General features: G+C 55.9%; 22 protein-coding genes, 1 tRNA gene and 1 rRNA gene. 12 read left to right on the top strand and 12 right to left on the bottom strand.

The window, feature by feature from the left end:
- Positions 1 to 219: 219 nt before the first annotated feature.
- The 6 genes from QFX05_RS06775 (at position 220) to rrf (ending at position 3,932) form a co-directional block, all read left to right on the top strand.
- The gene (locus tag QFX05_RS06775) at positions 220 to 1,449 is read left to right on the top strand and encodes an inorganic phosphate transporter (RefSeq protein ID WP_279741952.1); all 1,230 of its coding nucleotides are present in this window, start codon (positions 220 to 222) and stop codon (positions 1,447 to 1,449) included.
- Between the two features lie 2 nt (positions 1,450 to 1,451).
- Positions 1,452 to 1,757 carry a hypothetical protein gene (locus QFX05_RS06770; protein ID WP_279741951.1) on the top strand — a complete coding sequence of 102 codons (306 nt, stop codon included), beginning with the start codon at positions 1,452 to 1,454 and terminating at the stop codon, positions 1,755 to 1,757.
- Between the two features lie 50 nt (positions 1,758 to 1,807).
- Complete coding sequence (locus tag QFX05_RS06765; RefSeq protein WP_279741950.1) at positions 1,808 to 2,260, top strand: DUF3349 domain-containing protein; 453 nt, start codon at positions 1,808 to 1,810, stop codon at positions 2,258 to 2,260.
- A gap of 206 nt (positions 2,261 to 2,466) precedes the next feature.
- A complete protein-coding gene (locus QFX05_RS06760) occupies positions 2,467 to 3,648 on the top strand; it encodes an acetamidase (protein WP_279741949.1) in 1,182 nt (393 codons plus the stop codon).
- A 91-nt stretch (positions 3,649 to 3,739) separates the two neighbouring features.
- Positions 3,740 to 3,812, top strand: a tRNA-Ala gene (locus QFX05_RS06755).
- A gap of 3 nt (positions 3,813 to 3,815) precedes the next feature.
- A 5S ribosomal RNA gene (gene rrf, locus QFX05_RS06750) occupies positions 3,816 to 3,932 on the top strand.
- A gap of 265 nt (positions 3,933 to 4,197) precedes the next feature.
- On the opposite strand, the gene QFX05_RS06745 is transcribed toward rrf, so the two are convergent.
- Positions 4,198 to 4,533, bottom strand: coding sequence for a hypothetical protein (locus QFX05_RS06745; RefSeq protein ID WP_070684764.1), 336 nt, complete (start codon positions 4,531 to 4,533; stop codon positions 4,198 to 4,200).
- A gap of 173 nt (positions 4,534 to 4,706) precedes the next feature.
- On the opposite strand from QFX05_RS06745, the gene QFX05_RS06740 reads away from it, so the two are divergent.
- Complete coding sequence (locus tag QFX05_RS06740) at positions 4,707 to 5,234, top strand: peptidylprolyl isomerase (protein WP_279741948.1); 528 nt, start codon at positions 4,707 to 4,709, stop codon at positions 5,232 to 5,234.
- A 158-nt stretch (positions 5,235 to 5,392) separates the two neighbouring features.
- Positions 5,393 to 6,175, top strand: coding sequence for a rhomboid family intramembrane serine protease (locus tag QFX05_RS06735; protein WP_279741947.1), 783 nt, complete (start codon positions 5,393 to 5,395; stop codon positions 6,173 to 6,175).
- Between the two features lie 375 nt (positions 6,176 to 6,550).
- Here QFX05_RS06735 and QFX05_RS06730 read toward each other — a convergent pair whose 3' ends face one another.
- The 5 genes from QFX05_RS06730 to QFX05_RS06710 form a co-directional block, all read right to left on the bottom strand.
- Positions 6,551 to 7,369: a shikimate 5-dehydrogenase gene (locus QFX05_RS06730; RefSeq protein WP_279741946.1), complete on the bottom strand. Its 819-nt coding sequence runs from the start codon at positions 7,367 to 7,369 to the stop codon at positions 6,551 to 6,553.
- 1 nt (position 7,370) lies between these two features.
- Positions 7,371 to 7,691, bottom strand: a complete 321-nt coding sequence (locus QFX05_RS06725) for a glutaredoxin domain-containing protein (protein ID WP_279741945.1) — start codon at positions 7,689 to 7,691, stop codon at positions 7,371 to 7,373.
- A gap of 499 nt (positions 7,692 to 8,190) precedes the next feature.
- Positions 8,191 to 8,355: a ribosome recycling factor gene (locus QFX05_RS06720; RefSeq protein ID WP_279741944.1), complete on the bottom strand. Its 165-nt coding sequence runs from the start codon at positions 8,353 to 8,355 to the stop codon at positions 8,191 to 8,193.
- Between the two features lie 438 nt (positions 8,356 to 8,793).
- A complete protein-coding gene (locus QFX05_RS06715) occupies positions 8,794 to 10,191 on the bottom strand; it encodes a galactokinase (protein WP_279741943.1) in 1,398 nt (465 codons plus the stop codon).
- Between the two features lie 257 nt (positions 10,192 to 10,448).
- A complete protein-coding gene (locus QFX05_RS06710; RefSeq protein WP_279741942.1) occupies positions 10,449 to 11,051 on the bottom strand; it encodes a TetR/AcrR family transcriptional regulator in 603 nt (200 codons plus the stop codon).
- Between the two features lie 292 nt (positions 11,052 to 11,343).
- Here QFX05_RS06710 and QFX05_RS06705 point away from each other — a divergent pair, with 292 nt between their 5' ends.
- From QFX05_RS06705 to QFX05_RS06690, 4 genes are all read left to right on the top strand, one after another.
- Entirely contained in the window at positions 11,344 to 12,246 is a 903-nt protein-coding gene (locus QFX05_RS06705; protein ID WP_279741941.1) for a biotin synthase, read from the top strand.
- Positions 12,247 to 12,494: 248 nt separating this feature from the next.
- Positions 12,495 to 14,237 (top strand): cation:proton antiporter, encoded by a 1,743-nt coding sequence (locus QFX05_RS06700; RefSeq protein WP_279741940.1) that lies wholly within the window; start codon positions 12,495 to 12,497, stop codon positions 14,235 to 14,237.
- A gap of 201 nt (positions 14,238 to 14,438) precedes the next feature.
- On the top strand, positions 14,439 to 14,966 hold the full coding sequence (locus QFX05_RS06695; RefSeq protein WP_279741939.1) for a hypothetical protein: 528 nt from the start codon (positions 14,439 to 14,441) through the stop codon (positions 14,964 to 14,966).
- An 11-nt stretch (positions 14,967 to 14,977) separates the two neighbouring features.
- Positions 14,978 to 15,322, top strand: coding sequence for an ATPase (locus QFX05_RS06690; protein WP_279741938.1), 345 nt, complete (start codon positions 14,978 to 14,980; stop codon positions 15,320 to 15,322).
- A 152-nt stretch (positions 15,323 to 15,474) separates the two neighbouring features.
- Here QFX05_RS06690 and QFX05_RS06685 read toward each other — a convergent pair whose 3' ends face one another.
- From QFX05_RS06685 to QFX05_RS06660, 6 genes are all read right to left on the bottom strand, one after another.
- Positions 15,475 to 15,999: a hypothetical protein gene (locus tag QFX05_RS06685; protein ID WP_279741937.1), complete on the bottom strand. Its 525-nt coding sequence runs from the start codon at positions 15,997 to 15,999 to the stop codon at positions 15,475 to 15,477.
- Positions 16,000 to 16,160: 161 nt separating this feature from the next.
- The gene (locus QFX05_RS06680; RefSeq protein ID WP_279741936.1) at positions 16,161 to 16,934 is read right to left on the bottom strand and encodes an HAD family hydrolase; all 774 of its coding nucleotides are present in this window, start codon (positions 16,932 to 16,934) and stop codon (positions 16,161 to 16,163) included.
- Positions 16,935 to 17,116: 182 nt separating this feature from the next.
- Entirely contained in the window at positions 17,117 to 17,971 is an 855-nt protein-coding gene (locus tag QFX05_RS06675) for a PTS system mannose/fructose/sorbose family transporter subunit IID (RefSeq protein ID WP_279741935.1), read from the bottom strand.
- An 11-nt stretch (positions 17,972 to 17,982) separates the two neighbouring features.
- Positions 17,983 to 18,852 (bottom strand): PTS mannose/fructose/sorbose transporter subunit IIC, encoded by an 870-nt coding sequence (locus QFX05_RS06670; protein ID WP_279741934.1) that lies wholly within the window; start codon positions 18,850 to 18,852, stop codon positions 17,983 to 17,985.
- Positions 18,849 to 19,829, bottom strand: a complete 981-nt coding sequence (locus QFX05_RS06665; protein WP_279741933.1) for a mannose/fructose/sorbose PTS transporter subunit IIA — start codon at positions 19,827 to 19,829, stop codon at positions 18,849 to 18,851. Before QFX05_RS06665 ends, QFX05_RS06670 begins: the two co-directional genes overlap by 4 nt.
- A gap of 720 nt (positions 19,830 to 20,549) precedes the next feature.
- The gene (locus QFX05_RS06660) at positions 20,550 to 21,419 is read right to left on the bottom strand and encodes a PRD domain-containing protein (protein WP_279741932.1); all 870 of its coding nucleotides are present in this window, start codon (positions 21,417 to 21,419) and stop codon (positions 20,550 to 20,552) included.
- Positions 21,420 to 21,496 lie beyond the last annotated feature (77 nt).

Here is a 21,496-nt window from a genome sequence, read left to right as displayed (position 1 = left end):
GCCCCTCTCCCCCACGTCTACGCTTAAGCCACATAAACCAACTTAAATATTCTGTTGGGTGCACCTATCCTGCCGCGGAATTTCAGTGTTTTTGCTCCTAAAATGTAGGCTCTCCAGTGAAACCCTCACGAAAACCCGTAAATAGATATGGGTTCATCTGTTATTTCGTGTTAATCCGGAATACTTTAGATTTCGCGAAAACCGACAGATAATTTTCTTGTGACTACAGAACTCATTATTCTCGTGATCGTGGTGCTTACCGCGCTCGCCTTCGACTTTACGAATGGCTTCCATGACACCGGTAACGCGATGGCAACCTCCATTGCAACCGGTGCTCTGAAGCCTAAGACCGCCGTGGCGCTTTCTGCGTCCCTGAACCTTGTGGGCGCATTCCTCTCCGTTGAGGTGGCACGCTCGGTCGGTAGCGGTATCGTGAACCTAGACCGTATCGATGTAGCGACGGATGGTTCAGCGCTGATGCTCATCGTCTTTACCGGCCTGGTTGGCGGCATCCTCTGGAACGTTTTGACCTGGCTTTTGGGTCTTCCCTCCTCCTCGTCGCACGCTCTGTTCGGTGGCCTGATTGGTTCGGCTATTGTCGCTATCGGCTTTGACGGAGTGCAGTGGATGGGCGTTCTGTCCAAGATTATTGTTCCCGCGGTTCTCTCCCCCGTCATCGCGGCTATCGTGGCAGCAACCGGTACCTGGCTGGTTTACCGTATTGCTGCTCCGGTTGCTGATGACCGTAAGCACGGTGGTTTCCGCAAGGGACAGATTGCGACCGCCTCCCTGATGTCTCTGGCACACGGTACCAACGATGCGCAGAAGACCATGGGCGTGATTTTCCTGGCTCTGGTTGCTTCGGGCACCCTGAACAATGACGATGCGATTCCCATGTGGGTGAAGGCATCCTGTGCTGTTGCTATTGCCCTGGGTACTTACCTGGGCGGCTGGCGCATTATCCGTACCCTCGGTAAGGGCATTGTTGAGGTGGATACCCCTCAGGGCGTTGCTGCTGATGGCGCGTCTGCTGCGATTATTCTGACCTCTTCGCACTTCGGTATGGCACTGTCCACCACTCACGTGGCATCCGGCTCGATTCTGGGTAGTGGCCTGGGTCGTAAGGGCGCTGAGGTTCGCTGGTACGTTGCTGGCCGTATGGTGGTTGCTTGGCTGATTACTCTGCCGGCTGCTGCAATTGTAGGTGCGCTGACCTGGTTGATTGGTCACGGCCTGAATACTCTGAGCGGTACTCAGTTTGTTGGCGAAATGACCGTGTTTGCGTTGCTGATTATCTTCTGCTTCCTGATGTGGCGCCATTCCCGGAAGGACAACATTGATGCTTCGAATGTGACTGGCGACTGGGATGAAAAGGAAGGCGCTGCAGTCACCAGCGCTGAAGTATCCGCAGAAGCTCAGACTCTTGCTACTGAGAAGGCAGGTTCGTAGCCATGCAGTACGTAATCGACATTCTAGATAAGGTCATTCCGGTGTTTATCGCCGGTCTGTTCTTCGGTGCGGGCCTTCCGGCACTGTATGCGATGGGTCTGCGTCTGCTGGCCGGTCGTACCGAATACACGGCGGACGGCAAGCTTGTGGAAATTGAGCCTCCGGGAACGATGGCGAAGATTGCCGCGTCCTGCATTTTTGCTATTATCGTAGCAATCGTAATCATCGGTATTCTCTGGGTCGCTAAGGACTTTATCGACCACACTTTCGGCTGGAATATCTTCGGCGTAACCGGTGGAGGCCACTAATCCCGTGAACACTAAATTGCATATGATGACTGCTTTGAAGGAGGGGCTCGGTGCCTGATAAGAGCATAATCTCTCGAGTAATCGACTGGCTGAGCATCGGGTATCCCAAGGATGTTCCGGTGCAGGACCGTGCGGCAGTGATGGCTATTTTGAAGATGCGTCTGACCGATGAGCAGCTGCAAGAAGTTGTTCGTCAGCTCATGCAGTCTCGCGCTGCCCGTGGTGAGGCATATGTCAGTGACCAGCGCATTAATGAGTACATGCGTCGCGTGGTGGACCATACTCCGACTCCTCAGGATATTGATCGTGTCGCTAAGATTCTTGGTGCTCACGGTTTCCTAATTGCGGAGAATCACGTGAACGAGGATGCAGAGCCCCTCGCAGGCGGCACCGAGTATGTTGCGTATGAGGATCCGACGACCGGTGAGATTCGCATTGCGGAGCTTGCTGCTGAGTCGGCTAATATCCCGGCTCCGAACGCTGCTTCGGTTGAGGAAGCCTAAATAATCTGTGCTGAGAGTTCAGAGCTCTCATGAAGCTTATGATCTATGGGGTGGACTGAGTCCACCCCATAGATTTTCTTTATGCCCTTGTGATTGATGCGCCGCGATTCTTTAGCAGATGTAAGGACGCGAGCGGTATTCTAGAGGGACTTCACTCCCCTCAAACCGCCGGTGGGCTTTGCGCTCGCTCTCACTATGGAGATTCTGTGTCTTCTTCACCTACCCCTGAACCCGAGAACTCTCACATTACATCCGCTCAGGGCTCTTCTGAGGCGGCATCGGTTGCCGCTGAGGACTCTGTTGCTCAGACCCCATCTACTCGCGTAAATGCCGCTCGCAAGGCTATTGCCGGGCAGATGCGCCACCTCGTGGTGCCCCGCCGCTCACTGCTTCTGACAGGCGGCGTGGTTGCCGCCACCGGGGTGCTCGCCGCAATGCCGCAGATTGCGGCAACCGGAGTGCTGGGCGAGGATGCGGCAGCGGTGGTTTCAACCGAGAAGCTGTTGGTGCGCCGCGAGCGTCTGATTCGTGAAAATATCGATACCCGCTACCTGAAGATTGAGTCGCTGGGGCGTATCTATGTGGGTCAGGGGCGCCGTGAGCAGGATCTGCGTCTGGTGGGTTCTTTCTCCCTCACGGAGGCGGCACAGGCCGATTTGCCGGTGGCTGCTACAGCGCTGACAAACCTGTCTGTCTACGGTTCTTTGAATCGGCTGAGCGTCACCTACGGAGGTGTGGACTTGGCGAATGACCCGCAGAATATTGCTCATACGGTGACGGATGCGCCGGTGAGCCCGCTACGCGTGAACGAATCGGCAATCCTGAAGGAAGAGCAGTGGCTGAAGGTGCTGACCGCTAACGCGGCTCTGGGAACGACTGCGAGCTACGCCCAGGTGGGCCTGCTGGCAGATGAGCTGCATCTGAATACTGCAGTGATTGATGAGAACTATGAATCCCTGATGAAGCGTTTCCGTACTCTGGCTGAGCTGGATTTGAAGAACGAGAGGGTACAGCAGATTCACCTGAATATTCAGTTGGCTCCGGAGAAGGCACTGAGCCTGCCCTCGGGTGCGCAGTCGAAGATTTCGGTGAGTGTTGCCGAGTCTTCGCGTGTGGCAACGGTCACTGATGTGTTGTCGAAGGCTGCCACGAAGAAGGAGCTCAACACTTTGGCGTCGTTCTCGCTGGTGTGGAATGCTCGCGAGAAATATCCGTCGGCGAGCCAGTGGGATGGGTTTAAGGTGGGTTTCACGGCTCCTGAGTCGAAGGAGGAGACTGTGAAGGAGGCACAACGCACTGCGGTTCGTAAGTACCTGCAGGAAGTTAGTGCCTCCCTGCAGGCTCTGACGAAGCGTGAGGCGACAGTGCCGGGTGAGGTTATTACCTAAATCCCTCAGTAATGTGATGGGTTTAACTAAAAAAATGCACCTGAGGATTTGGTGAAGTCGTAAAAGTTGTTATAGACTAGTAGGGCACCACGGGGGCGTGGCGCAATTGGTAGCGCATCTGCTTTGCAAGCAGAGGGTTAGGGGTTCGAGTCCCCTCGCCTCCACTTTCCGGTGATTATAGCAAGAGGGAAACGCCTGGCTCCATTCCGAACCCAGAAGCTAAGACTCTTCGCGCCGATGGTACTGCACTTTTGAGGGTGTGGGAGAGTAGGTTATTGCCGGTTTATTTTTGAACCGAGAACCCCATGTTGAAAGACATGGGGTTCTTTGTATATCCGGGTATCTCAGGGAAATACAGCAGGGTGCACCCAAGGAGATTTAGTGCTCTATCTCTAGCGCCTCCTTTTGCCTCTGCCCCCCTAAAAAAATAAATAAATAGCCGCCCACCAGAGCACAACTCTAGCGGGCGGCTATCTTTCATAAAGCACTCCCTCACGCCGCTAGCGGCGTCTCAGAACGTGTAGAGAGGAAAAACGGGGAATATAACGCTTATGCGTTCTTCCAGGGGTCCTCCACGGGGCGAGCTGCGTTATAGGCTGCAGCGCCCGCAACACCCAGAGCAACCAGCAGACCCAGGAACGCCAGCCCCTTACGGGGGCGCTTGCCGCCGTTACGCTCAATACGAGCCAGTTCCTTCTCAGCGGAACGAACGGTCTTCGCGGTAGCCTTACGAGCCTTGTTCAGGGCCTTCTTGTTGCCGGTCAGCTTCTCAGCGAACATCTCAGCGGTCTTGCCTTCCAGCGCGGATTCAACAGCAGCCAGAGAAGAGACGATAGCCTGAGCCTTAGCGGCCTTGCGTGCCTTACGCTTCTTGCAGCAGAACATAGGGTGACCTCCATCGGTTAAAATGCGCTAGCAACCAGAAAACGCCGCCGCGCGCGTAGTGTTCACCTCTCAGGATATTCAATTCCCGCCCAAAAAGCCCGCTCAACGGTGCGCCCGGGGCGAAAAAATATGTTAGATGGCGAATGAGCACCGCCCCGTGCCACAATAGAGCCATGACTAATGCAACTGCTAAGGCAACTATCCACACTAACTACGGTGACATCATCGTCGAGCTCTTCGGCAACCACGCACCGCTGACTGTTGAAAACTTCATCGGCCTGGCTGACGGCTCCCGTCAGTGGAAGCACCCCCGCACCGGTGAAATCATGAACACCCCCCTGTACAAGGACGTCGTGTTCCACCGCATCATCAAGGACTTCATGATTCAGGGTGGCGACCCCCTGGGCATGGGCGTTGGTGGCCCCGGCTACCAGTTTAAGGACGAGATTCACCCCGAGCTCTCCTTCTCCAAGCCCTACCTGCTGGCAATGGCTAACGCAGGCCCCGGCACCAACGGTTCTCAGTTCTTCATCACCACCGTTGAGACCCCCTGGCTGAACGGTCGCCACACTATCTTCGGTGAGGTTACCGATGAGGCATCCAAGAAGGTTGTTGACGCTATTGAGGGCGTTGAGACCGGCTTCCAGGACCGCCCGGTCAAGGACGTTGTCATCTCCTCGATCGATATCGAAAAGCTCTAACAAACCCGATCAGAAAGCTCATACAAGCATTCTGCTGAAGGTATTGAGAAAACACGTATAGTTCAGGGGCCCGCCAGGATTCTTCCGGTGGGCCCCTGCGCTTATATGCCCACATACACCACCTTCGGATGAACTGGTACACAACCTTTGGAGGTTCAGTGGAGAACTTTCCCAACTACGCAGGCTATGCACAGACCCCCACGGTCTGCATCAACCACCCCAACCGCGTGAGCTACGCCCAGTGTGGGCGCTGCAATCGAACTGTCTGCGGCGAATGCCAGGTGGCACTGGACGTGGGGATGGTCTGCCCCGATTGCTACCGCGATCTCACGGGCGGCAGCTCGAAGGCGCAGGGCTCCTTCCTGGCGCACCATTGGCATATTAGCTACACGCTCATTTTGATAACCGCTACGATTTACGGCCTGCAACAGATCATCCCCAGCCAATGGGTCGTTAAACATGGCGCCATCTGGTGGCCCTACGTCCAGCACGGCGAGTACTACCGCATCATTAGCTACGGTTTTCTGCATTCGCAGAATGACCCGATGCACCTGGTGTGGAACGTGATTAATCTGTTTATCTACGGCGTGTCCCTCGAACGCATGATGGGCCGCTGGAAGTTCCTCTTCGTGTATCTGGGCTCAATCGTCTTTGGAGCCATCGGCGTGTATGTATTGGCTCCTGCAACCAGTGTGGTGGGTGCCTCCGGAGGTATTTTTGGCCTGATGGGTTCGTTCTTGACCCTACTGATCATCATGAAGCAGAAGGACACCGCCCGTGTGTTTGCCATGATTACCGCGGTAAATGTCATCTATAGCCTTTTGACTTCGTCAAATATTTCCCACGCGTGCCACGCGGGTGGCTTTATAGGCGGCGTACTGCTGACGCTGCTACTTTTTCCTTTTGCGAAGAAGCCCGAGTCCTCGAATCCGCTGCCGTAAAGCCCTCAAGAGTGGCTCAACGGCAGGTATTGAGCCTGAAAAACCGCGAAATCCGACACTGATATACGTTATCCACAGTAGTTTTCCACACTGTGTATAACTACATTCGTGTAATTCCACGATTGTGAGTGTAGGTTAAAAATCTGTAGATACAGGCTAAAACAATCGAATTACACAGGCTGAATTACACGGGTGTAAGAGTTTTCCCCAGATTTCTCCACAGATGTGGAAAACTTTAAACACCAGGGTGTGTGTAATTACAAAAAATTCCGGTGCTATGCACCGGAGAAAATAAAAAGTGCCCGGACAGATCAACTTTCCGGGCACTTTCACGTATCGAGCCCCTCACGGGGCAAAGAAGCAGCGGGTGCGAACCTAATTTGCCTGAGCCTCCGCCTCCTCAACCTCCTCGGGAGTGAGCTCCACACCGGTGTACAGACGGAACTGCTCAGCAGCCTGCAGAGCAATCACCTCACCGCCGTGAATAACTTCCTTACCTGCCGCGCGAGCTGCACGCACCAGTGGAGTCTCAACGGGCATCGCCACCACATCAAAGACCACCTGCGCCTCAGCAATAGCCTCCTGCGGGTAAGACAGCTCCTCGCTCTCCTCACCGCCAGCCATGCCAATCGGAGTTACGTTCACCAGAATTGGCGCTCGCAGATTGCCCACCTCCGGTGCCCAGGCGTACTCGTAACGCTCAGCCAGCGCACGGCCGGTCTTCTCGTTGCGGGCTATAATCATGCCCTGCGAGAAGCCTGCGTCAAAGAACGCGCCAGCCACAGCCGCCGCCATACCGCCCGAACCACGCAGCAGGAACGGTAGCGACGGATCCACATTATGCGAACGCAGCAGGGAAGCTACCGCAATCATATCCGTGTTGTACGCTTTCAAGAAGCCGTCAGTGTTCATAATCGTGTTTACTGCACCAATAACCGCAGCCGAGTGATCCATATCGTCTATCAGCGGAATAACAGCCTGCTTGAACGGCATAGACACCGAGCAGCCGCGAATACCCAGTGCACGCACGCCGGCGATAGCACCCTCAATATCAGTGGTGGTCATCGCCTTGTATAGATAATCCAGACCGTGCTTCTCATACAGATAGTTATGGAACTTAATGCCGTGATTTGACGGATGACCAGACAGAGAAATACAGATCGCCGTATCGCGGTTCAGCGCAGGGCGAGCCATCTTAAGCCTCGCCGCCAGCGTCGAGAGTGTTCTGAATCAGCTTCTTCACCTTGTTGCGGCTCACCAGGTCAGCAACCACAAAGTGGGTGTCGCCGGTGTCCACGGTGGGAACGATTGCGTTGCCGTCGTTGAGGGACTTCACGTGTGCCTCAGCCTGCGGGTCTTCCCAAATGTTGACCCAAGTAGCGTGGTCGCCCAGCTCACCCAGCTTAGAATCCAGAGCCTCGCAATAAGGACAGCCGGGACGCCAATAAATGACGACGCCGCCATCCTTCATGACCTCGCGCGCCTTCTGCTGATCGGACTGCTGACGTTCAAACATGGTTCCTCCATAGATGGGGTGCTCCGCGGTCTTCAGGAGGCGCTGAAACCTGCCTGAGAGCGTAGCTTAATAAAATTGACATATCAAGCATAGCCTGAGGTTACAGGGGTGGGGGAGAGGTCCTCATAGGGCGAACATCCGAGCAGTACCCCCCCCAGCCCGCGCAACACTCTCCCAGAAGTCTTCGCCCCGCGCTTTAACGGCATACGCCCCACACCAAGGTTGCCGGACCAATGATGCGGGGCGTATACAGTTCGCGAGAAAGTGCGAGCACTTGTGCTGAGTAAGAGTAAAAGAAGAGTGAAAACAGGCTACCCGGTGGTAACTGAAGCTGAGCAATAAGCCGAGTGAGTTGGTGAATGAAAGAACCTAGGTGGGGCAGAACGCCCCATTATTCGAGAGAGATGTTGAGCGAAAGCCTGAAATGCAAATCCAGAGGAATGGTGCCCTACCCCATGAGGAGGTGAGGTAAGGCGCCAATCCAAAGGATGCTGTTACCTTACTTGCCGAACTTCTCGGTCAGCTTGGAGACGTTGTCGGTCACGACCTCTTCAACCTTGGCAATCTGCTCGTCGGTGACGACCTCCTTGCCAGCCGTGTCGTTGATAACTTCCTTAGCCTTGTCGAGACCCTGCTCAACGGTGCCCTTGATGTCGAAGCCCACGGGGGCCTCCTTTCTGCACTTTCGCGCTCTAAGCCTCACTTGTGGTGAGGGGTGATTCGCCGTGCTGGCGAAATCGGAGTGTAATGCTTTGGTAGACGAAACCTGCAAACTGGGTTTATGCCTGACGGTAGAACCCAAGTGCAGATACTATCCATGTGCCGGATTATACGCATTGAAACTTTACAGCTCACGGATTGTGTCCGTCGATAGATAAGTCTACATACCCGCGAGGGAAAGAAAAACCACCCTCAGAAAACGTAACACCACTTTTGATCAATGACCAAAAAAATTATGGCTTATCAGCGCGTTATTATGGGGGATAAACGGAGGAAATTTGCAGAGATTCGCAGGAAACTTCCAGCTATGAATCTCGTTCAAACCCCGAAAAAATGCCTCTATGACACCCCGCCGATTTATGACAGACCTCAGCACTCAACCTTACAACACCGGAATATCTGTAGGATCAGCGCCCGCAGCCCAATCATGAGACGCCGCAAAACCAGCAACCATCGGCAAAAAACGAGGCGCTGCATAACCCCGCACCGCATATGCAGTAGCTACCGCATCCGCGGTGACCTCCAGCTGAGAGGTCGGAATCAGCGCCATCACCGCGCCACCAAAACCGCCACCCACAATACGGGCACCCAGCGCGCCCTGATCCAGACACACCTGCACCGCAACATCAATCTCAGGGCGAGAAACACGCAACTCATCACGCATCGACACAAAGGACTCCATAAAAATACGGCCCGCCTCCTCAAACGCCGCGTAACCCAACTCATCAGTATGCTGCAACAGATAGCTCGCACGACCCACCAGAGTCATATCGTGGAACGCATGACGTACCCAACCACGCGGGAACGAACACGGACGACCCGCGTCCTCGAGAGCATCCAGGGCACGATTCACCGAAGAATCCACCAAATCAGCACGCCACGCCTTCGCCACACGCGCATCCATACCCCCGCAGGACAAATCCTGTGGCAAAGCATCACGCAAAAAACGCAGACCCAAAGCGTCAGCGCACGCCTCAGACGCCGCACGACGAGCCGCAAAACCGCCATCCGTCAGCTCATGTGGAGTGTTCGTATCGATCACCAAAAAACTCAGACCATGCTGGGCAATATCCACCGCAACCGGCTCAATCGAAAAATCACGGAAATCAACCACCAGAGCCTGCTCCGGATGCGAACGCAACGATGCCGTCTGATCCAGGCCACCCGTATGCGCGCCAGCTACCTTATTCTCAGCCGTAATGCACACCTGAGCCAGACGCGCACGCAATGCATCACTATCAGCCGGGGTAGCATCCGCCTCCGGGCAATCCTTACGCACCGGACACGAGAGTTCCAACAACGCCAACGCAGTAGAACACTCCAAAGCCGCTGACGACGACAAACCGCCACCCACCGGAACACGAGAATTAATCAGTAGGTCAGCACCAAACTCATCGGGCAGCATAATATCCCTGCCGCCCTCCTGATTCATCGCCCACGCAACACCCGCCACATAGGTGAACCAGCCCTTCAAATGACCCGGCTGAATATCGCGAATCACAACCGTGCGCTCATCGCCGGGCATCTGTAAAGAAGCCGCACGCAACACGCCATCACGACGCAACGCACCCGCCACATAGGTGCGGTACGGCAGTGGCATCGGCAGGCACGAACCACCCAAAAAATCAATGTACTCGCCCAAAAGATTCAGACGCCCAGGCGCAGACCACACACCATCCGGCTCATAACCATACGCAGTAATAAACTCCTCACGTACACGCGCAATCTCCGCACTATGGTCCGGAAGAGCCGCCCACTGGGCGGTAGCGGTCATCGACATGGAACACCTCTAATCAAGCCCCAACAGGGCACCAAGACATAAACGACACCCCGCCCATACCCGATACACTCCGGATATAAGCACCTGTCACATCTAGACTAAAACAGAAAACCAGCGAACATCGACTCAGTCACCAAACCGCACCGGTATCAGAGTGTGGCAGGGCACTCAAAGCCAACGCATGCAAAAGCCCCGCACCCCACAAGGGGGCAAGGGGCACCATACATAACTAATAAACCAAAAGAAGGGTCAAGCGATTACGCATCCTGCGTATAGGGCTCCTGCACCACCATTATCGTGTCAATGGCAGATAGCAGATCCTGACGGTAACGGGTAAACGCATTCTCAATCAGAGGAACATCGCCACTCGCCACAGCCTCCTGAGGCGAAATCAGCGGCAGAGTCTGATACTCCTCCACCAGGCTCAACGCAATATGAGTCAGCAAACGAGCACGACGCAGCGCCTCCGCATGACCCAAACCAAGCGCCTGGAACTCATGAGCCATCGCCACCACCGGCTTCAACTCACGCGGGTGCAGAGTCAAACTCAAGCGCACCACCTCAGGGCATTCACGAATCGGGTAGAGCAGGGAGAACAGCGTATCGCCGCGGCGAATCATTGAAGCACGAATAGCCTCCGGATTCGCTTCAGCCTCCTCAGACATCGACTTCGGGGCACGAGCCAGAATATAATCCGCCAACAGAATCAGAAGCTGCTGCTTATTCTTCACGTGGTAGTACAGAGCGCCGGGAGCCACGTGAAGCTCCTGAGCGAGTCGGCGCATGGAAAGGTCCGCCAAACCGTAGGTCGCCAAGACCTCGTAGGCGGTATCTAGAATCTTTTCACGGGAAAGTACCACTCTTTCATTTTAGGGTGTTCAAATCTGTAACGTGAGCAAGATGCACCCCACCGCAAACAAAAATCGCGCAAATACACGGCATAACCTCAAAAATGAATGTCGATTCTCACCCACCCGGAGCGAACGTTTCGCGTTTCAAGGGTAGTTTTGCACCAGAGCGCACCCCAAGAAGCAGAGAAAAACAGCCACTCCCACGCTCTTGGCATAAAAACACGTCTTAAACCGCCCAAAACCGCCAAGACAGGCAAACCTCGCGGGCGCACAGGGCAAAAGGGGGTGTTTAATATTCGGTATGAGCAACGCATTTTCTGAACTAATCGAGCGCGCCACCGCAGGCGAAGGCCTCAACCGCGAAGAAATCCACACCCTCCTCGTGGACGGTGAAGGCCAGGACTTCGCTCTCATCGAGGCAGCCTCCGTAGTGCGCCGCAACGAATTCCGCAACATGATTGCGATCCACACTAAAGATGAAGCGCTCGCCGATGCGCTGGGTACCCGCTCCATCGCCGTGGAATCCTACGAAGTTCTGGATATCTCCCGCGACATCGACTCCGAAGAACTCGCGGCAGCCATCGAACGTATTGCAGAATCCTCCGCAATCGGCGTGACCGTACTGCTGCCCGAAAATGCAGTGCCCATGATGCTCATGCGCGTACTGTCCATCCTGCGCCTGGCAGCACCCGCCAAGGTCATTCACCTGCCCGAAGGCTACGAACAGTCCCTGCGCTCGCTGACCTCCCTCGCAATGCACGTGGTCAGCGCTATCACCATTACCGACGACATCGAGCAGTGGCCCATGGTCAACGAGGTGCTCAAGGCACTACGCCACGGCGGCATCGTCATTTCCGGCACCGGTGGACGCGACGCCCTTGCAGGTTACCTGCGCTACCTCTCCGACCTCGGCGTGGACCTCATGGGTCACCGCGACGCACGCGGCTCCGCCTGCGGCTCGGTTGACGGTGGCGGCTGCGGTTGCGGTTCGGGTGGCTGCGGTAGCCACGATGAGCCGGCACCTTCCACCGGTGGTTGCGGCTGTGGCTCGGGCGGATGCGGTTCCTCCGCTGAAGCTCCGGCTGAGCCTCACGGCCACTCCCATGGCGGCTGCTGTGGCGGCCACGACGAGCCCGAGCCGGTCGTGGAGGAAGCTCCCGTTGGTGGTTGCGGCTGTGGCGCTGGCGGTTGCGGCTCCAAGTAGCCCGCTAAAGGTAACTACCCTAATCGACATATTCTAAATATGGAATTTTCCCCTGAATAACCTGCCGAAAAGCAAGGATATTCAGGGGAAAACTCTATATTCCACACAAGACATTAGGCTTAGAGGTAAACAACACCACAATAAACGCTACAAAACCCCATATCCCAAAAGCGGTATGCACCGCTCCGGTAGAGTAGAAAGACGTAGCCGACTAATCCTAGCCGCGCGAAAGGAACAATACCGGACTAATGCTTTACCTCTCCGTTATCGTCATCATCCTCATTGCGACCGTGTTCATGGTCAGCGTCGGTGATCGACTCAACCTCCCCTGGCCGGTCATGATGACCCTGCTCGGTGCCGCCGCGCTCTTCATCCCCAACCGACCGGACCTTACTGTCGACAGTGACATCATCCTGCCAATCTTCCTTCCGCCACTGCTGTGGGCCATTGGCGTTAAATTCTCCTGGGGCACCCTGCGTCGCCGCTGGAAATCCGTACTGCTCTACTCGGTACTGCTCACCACCGTCTCCGCCCTGGCAATTGCCGGCGCCACCATGTGGTGGGTCCCCGGCATGACCACCGCCGTCGCCCTTGCTGTGGGCGCAGCCGTTTCCCCACCCGACCCCGTCGCCGTGGAGGCAGTGGCTGAGCCCGTAGGTATTCCCCGCCGCCTCATCGGCACTCTGCAGACCGAAGGTAGCTTCAACGACGCTATCGCAATCGTTCTTTTCCACGCCGCAATCCACTCCATGACCAGCGGCCACCACATTGACCCGCTCTCCGTTGCCAAAGACTTTGTGCTTGGCTCAATCCTGGCGGTCATTATTGGTTACATCTTCGGTTGGCTCGGCGGCTACGTTCGCCAGCGTGCCCACGACGTGGTCACCAGCAACGCCGTGACCCTCGTGATTCCCTTCGGTGCCTACCTCGCTGCTGAAAGTGTGCACGCCTCCGGCGTTATTGCCGTGGTTATCGGCGCTATCCAGTTCACCAGCACCAAGTACATGGCGGCACTTGAAGCGGAAGAACGCCTCTCCTCCACTTCCTTCTGGCAGATTATTGAGCTGCTCATGACCGGTGTCGCCTTCGGTCTCATTGGCCTGCAGGAAAGCAACATTATCGCCACCGCCGACCCCTCCCGCATCACTGGCCTCCTCGCTGACGGTGCCCTGGTCGCCCTGGTCGCCATCCTGGTACGCCTCATTTGGTTCACCATTGTCTGGCTGGCAGGACGCAAGAGCCCCATCCACGAGGGCGCCCCCGAAAGTTTCGCCGAAGTTATCGTCATGACCTGGTCCGGCATGCGAGGCCTCGTGACCCTGATTCTTGCTCTGTCCAACCCCGTGGTCAACGGCACTGAACAGGTCCGCCAGGATGCTATCGTCATGATGCTCTCCGTACTCTTCTTCACCCTTGTGCTGCCCGGCCTGACTCTGCCCATGCTCGTGAAGGTCCTTGGCGTGCGGGCTAACCATGAAGAAGAAACTGCAGTACCCGAACTGCTCAAGATTGCGCAGGACGCCGCCCTTGAAGCACTGCAGGCAGAGGCGAAGGCAAGCACCGACCCTGAGACCTACGCTCGCGTGATGGAAATGTGCTCCGCCATTACCCGCCGCGATGAAATCAGTGAAGCACTGCCCGAAGAATATAAGCAGCACATGGAGAAAATCAAGGGCAAGAGAAATGACTTCGTGCGCCTGCGTGATGCCGCCCTCGTCGCCGCGCAGAACGAGGTCATTGCGGCGCAGGACCGCTACGACTCCCACGACGTGACCCGCGTGGTGCGTAAGCTGGACATCCTGGCGCAGGCTGAAAGCATCCGCTCCTCCGGCGTGTTCATTCTGCCCGCTATGACCGCCGGCGCGGTCGCTATGGAACGCTACAACCTCTGGAAGAAGTACCAGGGCACCTTGAGTACCCGCGCAATCCCCGTGGTGGAGAACGCGCCCGCCTCGCCCCTGGTCACCAGCGAGGTAACCCCCAAGTCCTAGCGGGAACCCTCACCGCGTACCCGAACGCCACGTTTCTGTCCCTGCCTACCGCCCGCAAGTTAGAATGTCCTTCCTCTTTAGCTCACAGGCGATAGACGGGGGCAGAGGCAGATTAAGCCTCAACTATCACCTAAAATGAGACAGGAAACGTAGTGAACGTACGTTAGCTCTCTCAAACTCACGAATACATTGAAAGTAGATATGGACTTCAAGACTCTCTCGCCTGCGTACCTGACCTCCCTCGGCGTGATTTTTTGTGGCGCGCTCATGGTCGGATCCTCTATTCCCTGGCTTCTTTGGTTCGGCTGGATCCTTCTCATCCTTGCATTGGGTCTGAACGTTCTTGCTTTTCTGCTGTCCGTGGGTAAGGCGAAGGGTAACCCGACTCCCGCACTGGTTACCAACCTGGACGGTTTCGAGTCCTCCGTGGAGAACCGCATCCGCGGGCGCGCTGAGCACCGCCGCGAAGAACGAGAAGCAGCTGAGCACGAAGCTGCTGAGCAGTCAGTGGAAGCAACCGCAGAGGCTGATCAGGAAGTGGCTCCAACTGAAGCTGCTGAGGCTGTTGAGGCAACCGAGCACGCTGAAACTGCAGAGGCTACCGAGGTTCGTGAGGAGGAGCCCACCGAGTCCCAGCCGATTGTTGAGCGTGCCCCCGGTCGCATGAGCGTTCTGCCCTCGCGCCACCGTTCGGGTCGCGCCCCTAAGCCTCGCTCCAACGCACGCTAGGTAGGTCGGTAGTGAATACGAAGTTTTTGCTCTCCCCGGCGTATCTCGCCTCTATCGCCCTGATGCTTTCCGGAGCGGTACTTTCCGGTGGTCGGTTCATGCTGATCGGTTGGATTCTGTGCATTGTGGGTGTCTGCCTGAATGCCATGACCCTGGTGGTGCTGACGAACCGCGAGCAGCTGTACACCCTTGACGCGAAGGTAACCCGAGGCACCCGCCGCAGCTTTGATTACCGCTCCGCTGTGGTGCAACGAGTGGACGAGGCTCCGGCTGCTGGCGACACCCCGGTCACTGAGGAAGCAGACGAAGAATCCGCAGAAGAGCACGTCGAGGCACCCGAGCAGAAGACCAACTAGGGTGTATTCCCCTAAGACATAAAGACCGTAACCGCCTCCCCGTATGGGGCAGTGGTTACGGTCTTTTGTATTGTGCCTCAACGTTCACCTCACTCGACGCTAGGCGAATACTTTTTGGAGGGGGGGAGAGGCGAGTTAGCGCAGCGGGGTCTTTAGCGCTGAGTGCCCAGCTTCTGTGCCGCGAAATCAGCGTACTCCTGCACATGTGCACGAGCCTGCTTGGTCAGCGCCTTATTCTCATCTAGGATGCGCGCTGACTGCGCTGCCATCAGCTCCAGATATTGGCGGTCGCGGGTCTTTTTCCATGCGGTGCGTGCCGCCTCCAGCTCCGCAAAATCGTTGAGCACCTGACGCTGCATTGTGTACCGCACCCACATGAGCGCCAGAATCAGCACCAGCGGGATGAGGCACGCCCAGCTCTGCCACAGTCCGTACAGTGCCGCCGTAATAGCGCTCAAAATAATCAGCGCCGGGGAAATCGAGACGATGGGGGAGTTCGGGCGGCTCTTCTGGTTCTTCACGAGTGATTCACGCGCCATAGCGCGGAAGGTGTCAGAGAAGCTGGATGGGTCGTAAGACTGGGCAGAATCGACCTGCGGGCTCTTCTGAGACTGGCTCTTGGGATACTGATACTTGCCGGTCTGGTTCTTACGGGGCTGAGAAGCGGAAGGGCACATAGAAAACCTTACGGGGATACACGGGGAGTAATGGGAAAGTGGGTGTTTCACGTGAAACGGGGGGAGTAGGCGGCGAGTACATGCGAGAGAAGCGACAAGTACACGGAAGCGGCTGGCAGGCGTTCAGTACTTGCCGCGCCTGAACGCCACCTCGGGAGCTTCTACAGGGAAGTCTCAATAAACTCGTACGCCTTATCCACACAATCGGTGGTGACAGCTTTAACATCATCGGGGGAGTAACTGAACGACGCCGAACGGTCAGCGTAGCGGTGCATGTCGATATCGTTCCACGAATCACCAATCGTATGCACTTCATAGGAGCTACCCGGACGCTCAGTCTGTAGGTACTCCACCAGATACTGCAGGCCGGTGCCCTTGGTGCAGGTGGGCGGCACAATATCCAGGAAATCCTGGTTCTTATGGCAGTCCACCGAATCACCAAAACGCTCCAGAATCCAGGTGTACGCTGCCTGGCGGACCTGCGCATCCGGAATCCATAGGGGCACACCCACGTACTCGTGGTTCTGCAGGTCATTAGCCGGTAGGGGAGTGAACTTCGGCAGAATATTCGTCGAGGACCCCACCCTATCGCAGAGGCTGTAATCGTTATCCAAGGTGGTCGCGAATAGTGCCACGCCGTCCACCGTGCTGAAATGCTCGTAGCACGCCTGCACAATACTTACCGGAAGAGGCTGATGGTAAATTACCCGGTACTGCCGGTCAGTAATCACCGCACCCGTGTACAGCACGTGGTAATCAAAGCGGATGGCGGTCGGGTTCAATGCCAGCTGAGCGGCAAAAATACTCTTACCCGTGCACGAGACCGCCAGGTTACCCTCCGCCTGCCAGCGGGCAATCGCCTGCTCATTGGCAGGGTCCACGGCACGGTTAAACAGGATCGTGCCGTCAAGATCGAAAGCCATCAACTTGGTCATCGAAACTCCTTCGCGGGAGGGCTGCGCCAATAGTTCGCATACACCGCACCCAGCATAAACCTGCGCAAAAATAGGGATGCGGCCGGCACCTCTCAGTGTACCGACCGCATCCCCTCCATATGAGATATAGCCTGTGAACTTCACGCCTTCAATGAAGAGTGAATGGGCTCATTCCCGAATTCTTAGAGAGCCAGGAAGCCCAGGTAAGAACCGAAGATACCCACGGCAAACAGGGCGAAAATCAACCAAATAGCATTGACCTTCTTCTTCAGTAGCCACATGCACAGGAAGCACAGACCCAGCGATGCAAGGCCCGGCAGCAGATCGTTCAACACAGACTGAACGGTCACATCCACCATAGCGCCCGCCTGGTTCTTGTAGCTGGTCAGCGGCAACGGAATGTTCACACTTGTCCAGCGGTACACCAGCGCGCCCATCACGAACAGACCCATCACGGAAGCGCCCTGAGTGATCTTCTGCAGGGTATTACCGCCCGCCTCAGTCACAATCTGGGTACCCTTCTCATAACCGTACTTGAAGCCGTACCAGCGGGTTGCCCAGCGAATCGCGGTCAGACCAAAGAAGAACAGCAGCGGGCCCAGGATATTACCGGTCACCGCCAGGGAAGCACCCAGAGCAGCCAGCACAATACGTGCGGTACCCCAGTAAATCGGGTCACCGACACCAGCCAGCGGGCCCATCAGACCCACCTTCACGTTGGTGATAGCGGCTTCGTCAATGTCCTTACCGGCTGCCTTCTCACGTTCCATCGCAGCGGTCACACCCATAATCGAGGATGCAACCCACGGCTGGGTGTTGAAGAACTCCAGGTGGCGGGTCAGCGCCTCTGCCTGGTCTTCCTTCTTGGTGTAGAAGCGCTTAATCGCCGGAATCATGGAAACCGCGAAACCGATGGACTGCATACGCTCAAAGTTGAACGAACCAAGCAGGAAGGTGGAGCGGATGTAGGTTTCGACCTTATCGCGCTGTGTGAGCTCGGGAACTTCAACGAGCTCGACGTTCTTGTTCTCAGTCATGATGATGCTCCTTACTCGAGCTCGTTATCAAGGTCGTTTGCTGCGGCTGCCGGTACTACGGCGGGTGCCTCACTCTTATGGAAGAGCGGGTTCAGCTGGGTGTACAGCAGACCCAGGCAAGCGCCCACAATACCGATAGCAACCAGGTTGAACTGTGCCTGACCGGACAGGGTTGCGATGAGGTCCTTTGCGCCCTCGGCGCCAGCAATCGAAATCGACTGGGTTGCCGGGATAGCGGCAGCAGCGATGAAACCAAGGAAGAAGAAGGGCATGAGAGCCTTCGAACGCATCATGTTGATAACCATTGCGAAACCGACCACGGTAATCATGCCACCGGCGATACGCAGACCGGTGGTCACCTCGGCAGGAATCATGCCCAGCAGGCGGGTCAGCTCATCGGAGCTAATCAGAGCCACAATAGCGGTCGGAATAGCAACACGCAGACCCTGCAGAGCCATACCGCTGATATGCATCAACTCAATACCGCGGAAGTTTGCCGTCTTCGCGAAATTATCAGCCTGATGCTGGAAGAACACCGTAATGGTACGAACGAAAATGGTCAGAACCTGACCTGCTGCAGCCAGCGGCACAGCAATAGCAATACCGGTGGTGATGTCCTGGTGACCCTGAATCACAACGACAGCGGAGATGGTGGATGCCAGAGCCGAGTCGGGAGCCATCGCCGCACCGACATTCATCCAGCCCAGGGCGATGAGCTCCAGTGCGCCACCGAGCATAATGCCGGTAGTCGGGTCCCCCAGTGCGAGGCCCATCAGGGTACAAGCGACCAGAGGGCGGTGGAACTGACGCTCGTCCACCACGGATGCGACGCCCGCAATGAACGCCACGAGAACAACGAGAATAAACGTCAGGGCGCTCATGCGTCCAGGCCTTTCTGCTTGAGGATCTTTTTCAAATCAACCGGGGAATGGTTGGGCAGCTGCTGCACCATCAGCTTCACACCGCGCTTAATAAGTTCACGGTAAGCATCCAGATGCTCCTCGGAGGCGTACACCGCGTCCGAAAGCTGAACCATACCGGTCTTGAAGGTGACGCCACCAACGTTCACTTCGTTGATTTTGACACCTTCGTCGAGCAATCGCACCACGTCAACGGGGGATTCCACGACGAACATGGTCTTCATGCCGGTGTACTTAGGGTTGTTGTACACGCGGCCCGCCTTAGCGATGTCCAGGACGTTGGTCTTCACGCTGGTCGGTGCGACCTGCAACAGCAGGGACTTGCGCAGCTGATCGTGTGCCGCATTATCGGATGCCGCGATGAAGGTCTGCGGTGCGATATGGGGAACCCAGGTGCCTGCCACCTGACCGTGAATCAGGCGGGAGTCGATGCGGGTGAAGATAGCGTCCATGGTGCCGCCGGGAACCTGTTGAGCAGCCGGAACCTCGACCGCCTTGGTCTCTGCGGGCTTCGCCTCGGCGGGCTTAGTGGCTACGGGCTGGTTTGCCTCCTGGAAGGAGCGAATACCCTTAGTGCCAGCCTTGTGAGCCTTGGCGACCAGGGACTTGAGGGTTGCGTTCTTACGGCCTGCGCTGGAGATGACCTCGATAAGCATCGGTACGTTGACACCGGAGACGACGTCGACACCTTCGCGGGTGGCTGCAAACTGCGCACCGGCGTTGTAGGGGCTACCGCCGAAGAGGTCGACCAGCAGCAGGGTTTCTTCTGCTTCAGATGCCTCAACTATGCGGGTGTACTCTTCGATGAGATCTTCGGGGCCCTGACCCGGCAGGAACGTGACCGGGTGGACGTTTTCGAAGTTACCGAGGATCATGCCGGCGGTCTTCAGCAGAGCCGGAGCCGACTCGCCGTGTGCCGCCACAATGATAGTGACCATAGTGGTCCTCTCGTGTTCGTGACATGGTGTGTAGTGGCCCATGAGGAGCCTCATAATTCTCAGATAGTAACACGTATATTGTGTGTTTTGTGGGGTTTTTCTGGCTATGCACACTTTAGGTTCGGGTGACATTTTTTCAAGTGTTGGAATATGGGTTTTTGATGTCAGAACACGTATTTATTACCGGGGCCCAAAAATTTTAAACAGAACACCGAAAAAGATTGCCAGTGTGAGAGGCGGAGTGTTATTTTTGTGAAAAATTGAGAGCCTGGACATTTTGCAAGTGGACTGACGAGGCACGTGATGTGCAATATTTGGATCCCAAGGGTGCGAGAAAAAGATTTACAATGAAAATATCGAATGAAAAATCGGCGCACAGATCAAAAGGTGTGGGATTTATAAAAAACCCACATGTTCTTGCGGCCTGTCCACAGAATGATATTTCTGGAATGTGCCGACATGAACCATCATTTAAAAATTTAAATCAATGCGCTAATGCGCGAAAAACCCGGTAAACAGCATTTTAGTGACAGGTTGTATATATAAATAGCAGCTCACTTTTGAATAGCACGTTCCGCCTGGTAACACCTCTCTAAAACCTTCACTCCCAAATCCCCCGCCCGAACTCCTCACCAGGATTCAGAAGTATAGAATTCGGGGTATATATTTCAGAGCATAGAAAAAGCGACCGAGAGCCCCCGGTTGCTTTCTGTACATGCGCTACGCGTTAATGCCCCACATATCCCGTGCCAGACGCGCAATATGAATCGTCAAATACGTCAACTCATCACGAGTCAGGCTCTGCTTCAACTGCATCTGCAGCACCAACAAAACCTTCTGTGCACACGCGTAGGCGCGCGGTGCATCCGCACGAAGAGCCGCCAACAAACTCGGCTGCGACACCTTATCAACATCCTCGGTGCGATTTGCGGAGGTGCGGCTCGCCCGCACAAATAAGTACCGTAGATGCGTCACAAAACGTGCCGCGCTCATCGAGTCGGGATTAATGGTCCGCTCATAGCTTGCCTCAATAATTTCAAAAACCTGCGCGAAAACCTCAGTCATGCGGAATGCCTGAGACATATCCGCTGTCGCAAATTGTGCGTTGACAAGGTGCAACGCCAAAGGAATAGCCTCATTCGGGTCTAGCTCAACCTGCAGGCGCTCGCGAACCATCTTCAAAACCGCGCGGCCGTACTCCACCTCGCGCGGGTAGAGAACAGCCACCTCCGGGGCAAGCGGATACTCCACCCGAACTCCATCACGCGCACGAACCACCGCATAGTGCAGGTGATCAGCCAGCGGAAGAATAAACGAGTTCGATAGCTCCAACACACCCTCGGCGCGCACCTTCGACTCCAGAAGAGTGGCAATCGACAGAATCTCCGCCGGAATCTCAGACAGGGTCATACTCAGACGCTCACCCGACATGCCCTGCTCCGGCACAAAGGTCTGCTCCACCGCAGACGGGTCAATCAGCTGACCCTTACGCTTACCAAAAGCAATGCCGCGACCAATCATCACGGACTCCTTGCCGTAATGATCCACAGTGAGGACAACATTATTGTTATAAATGCGGCTAATGCGCATGCGTCATCCTCCTTCATGGGTGTTGGGTCGCCAGAGCAGAAATGGCAAAATCAAAAGATACGCAAGGTGATTGAGTG

It is taken from the genome of Rothia similimucilaginosa (assembly GCF_029850875.1).
Lineage (GTDB): Bacteria > Actinomycetota > Actinomycetes > Actinomycetales > Micrococcaceae > Rothia.
This window is presented reverse-complemented; position numbering and strand designations above follow the sequence as displayed.

Bases quoted from the DNA above. Each gene is read 5' to 3' on its own strand.
- QFX05_RS06700 (WP_279741940.1), top strand. From the start codon at position 12,495: ATGCTTTACCTCTCCGTTATCGTCATCATCCTCATTGCGACCGTGTTC.
- QFX05_RS06715 (WP_279741943.1), bottom strand. From the start codon at position 10,191: ATGTCGATGACCGCTACCGCCCAGTGGGCGGCTCTTCCGGACCATAGT.
- QFX05_RS06695 (WP_279741939.1), top strand. From the start codon at position 14,439: ATGGACTTCAAGACTCTCTCGCCTGCGTACCTGACCTCCCTCGGCGTG.
- QFX05_RS06660 (WP_279741932.1), bottom strand. From the start codon at position 21,419: ATGCGCATTAGCCGCATTTATAACAATAATGTTGTCCTCACTGTGGAT.
- QFX05_RS06675 (WP_279741935.1), bottom strand. From the start codon at position 17,971: ATGACTGAGAACAAGAACGTCGAGCTCGTTGAAGTTCCCGAGCTCACA.
- QFX05_RS06705 (WP_279741941.1), top strand. From the start codon at position 11,344: ATGAGCAACGCATTTTCTGAACTAATCGAGCGCGCCACCGCAGGCGAA.
- QFX05_RS06730 (WP_279741946.1), bottom strand. From the start codon at position 7,369: ATGGCTCGCCCTGCGCTGAACCGCGATACGGCGATCTGTATTTCTCTG.
- QFX05_RS06680 (WP_279741936.1), bottom strand. From the start codon at position 16,934: ATGACCAAGTTGATGGCTTTCGATCTTGACGGCACGATCCTGTTTAAC.
- QFX05_RS06685 (WP_279741937.1), bottom strand. From the start codon at position 15,999: ATGTGCCCTTCCGCTTCTCAGCCCCGTAAGAACCAGACCGGCAAGTAT.
- QFX05_RS06670 (WP_279741934.1), bottom strand. From the start codon at position 18,852: ATGAGCGCCCTGACGTTTATTCTCGTTGTTCTCGTGGCGTTCATTGCG.
- QFX05_RS06665 (WP_279741933.1), bottom strand. From the start codon at position 19,829: ATGGTCACTATCATTGTGGCGGCACACGGCGAGTCGGCTCCGGCTCTG.
- QFX05_RS06740 (WP_279741948.1), top strand. From the start codon at position 4,707: ATGACTAATGCAACTGCTAAGGCAACTATCCACACTAACTACGGTGAC.
- QFX05_RS06725 (WP_279741945.1), bottom strand. From the start codon at position 7,691: ATGTTTGAACGTCAGCAGTCCGATCAGCAGAAGGCGCGCGAGGTCATG.
- QFX05_RS06770 (WP_279741951.1), top strand. From the start codon at position 1,452: ATGCAGTACGTAATCGACATTCTAGATAAGGTCATTCCGGTGTTTATC.
- QFX05_RS06745 (WP_070684764.1), bottom strand. From the start codon at position 4,533: ATGTTCTGCTGCAAGAAGCGTAAGGCACGCAAGGCCGCTAAGGCTCAG.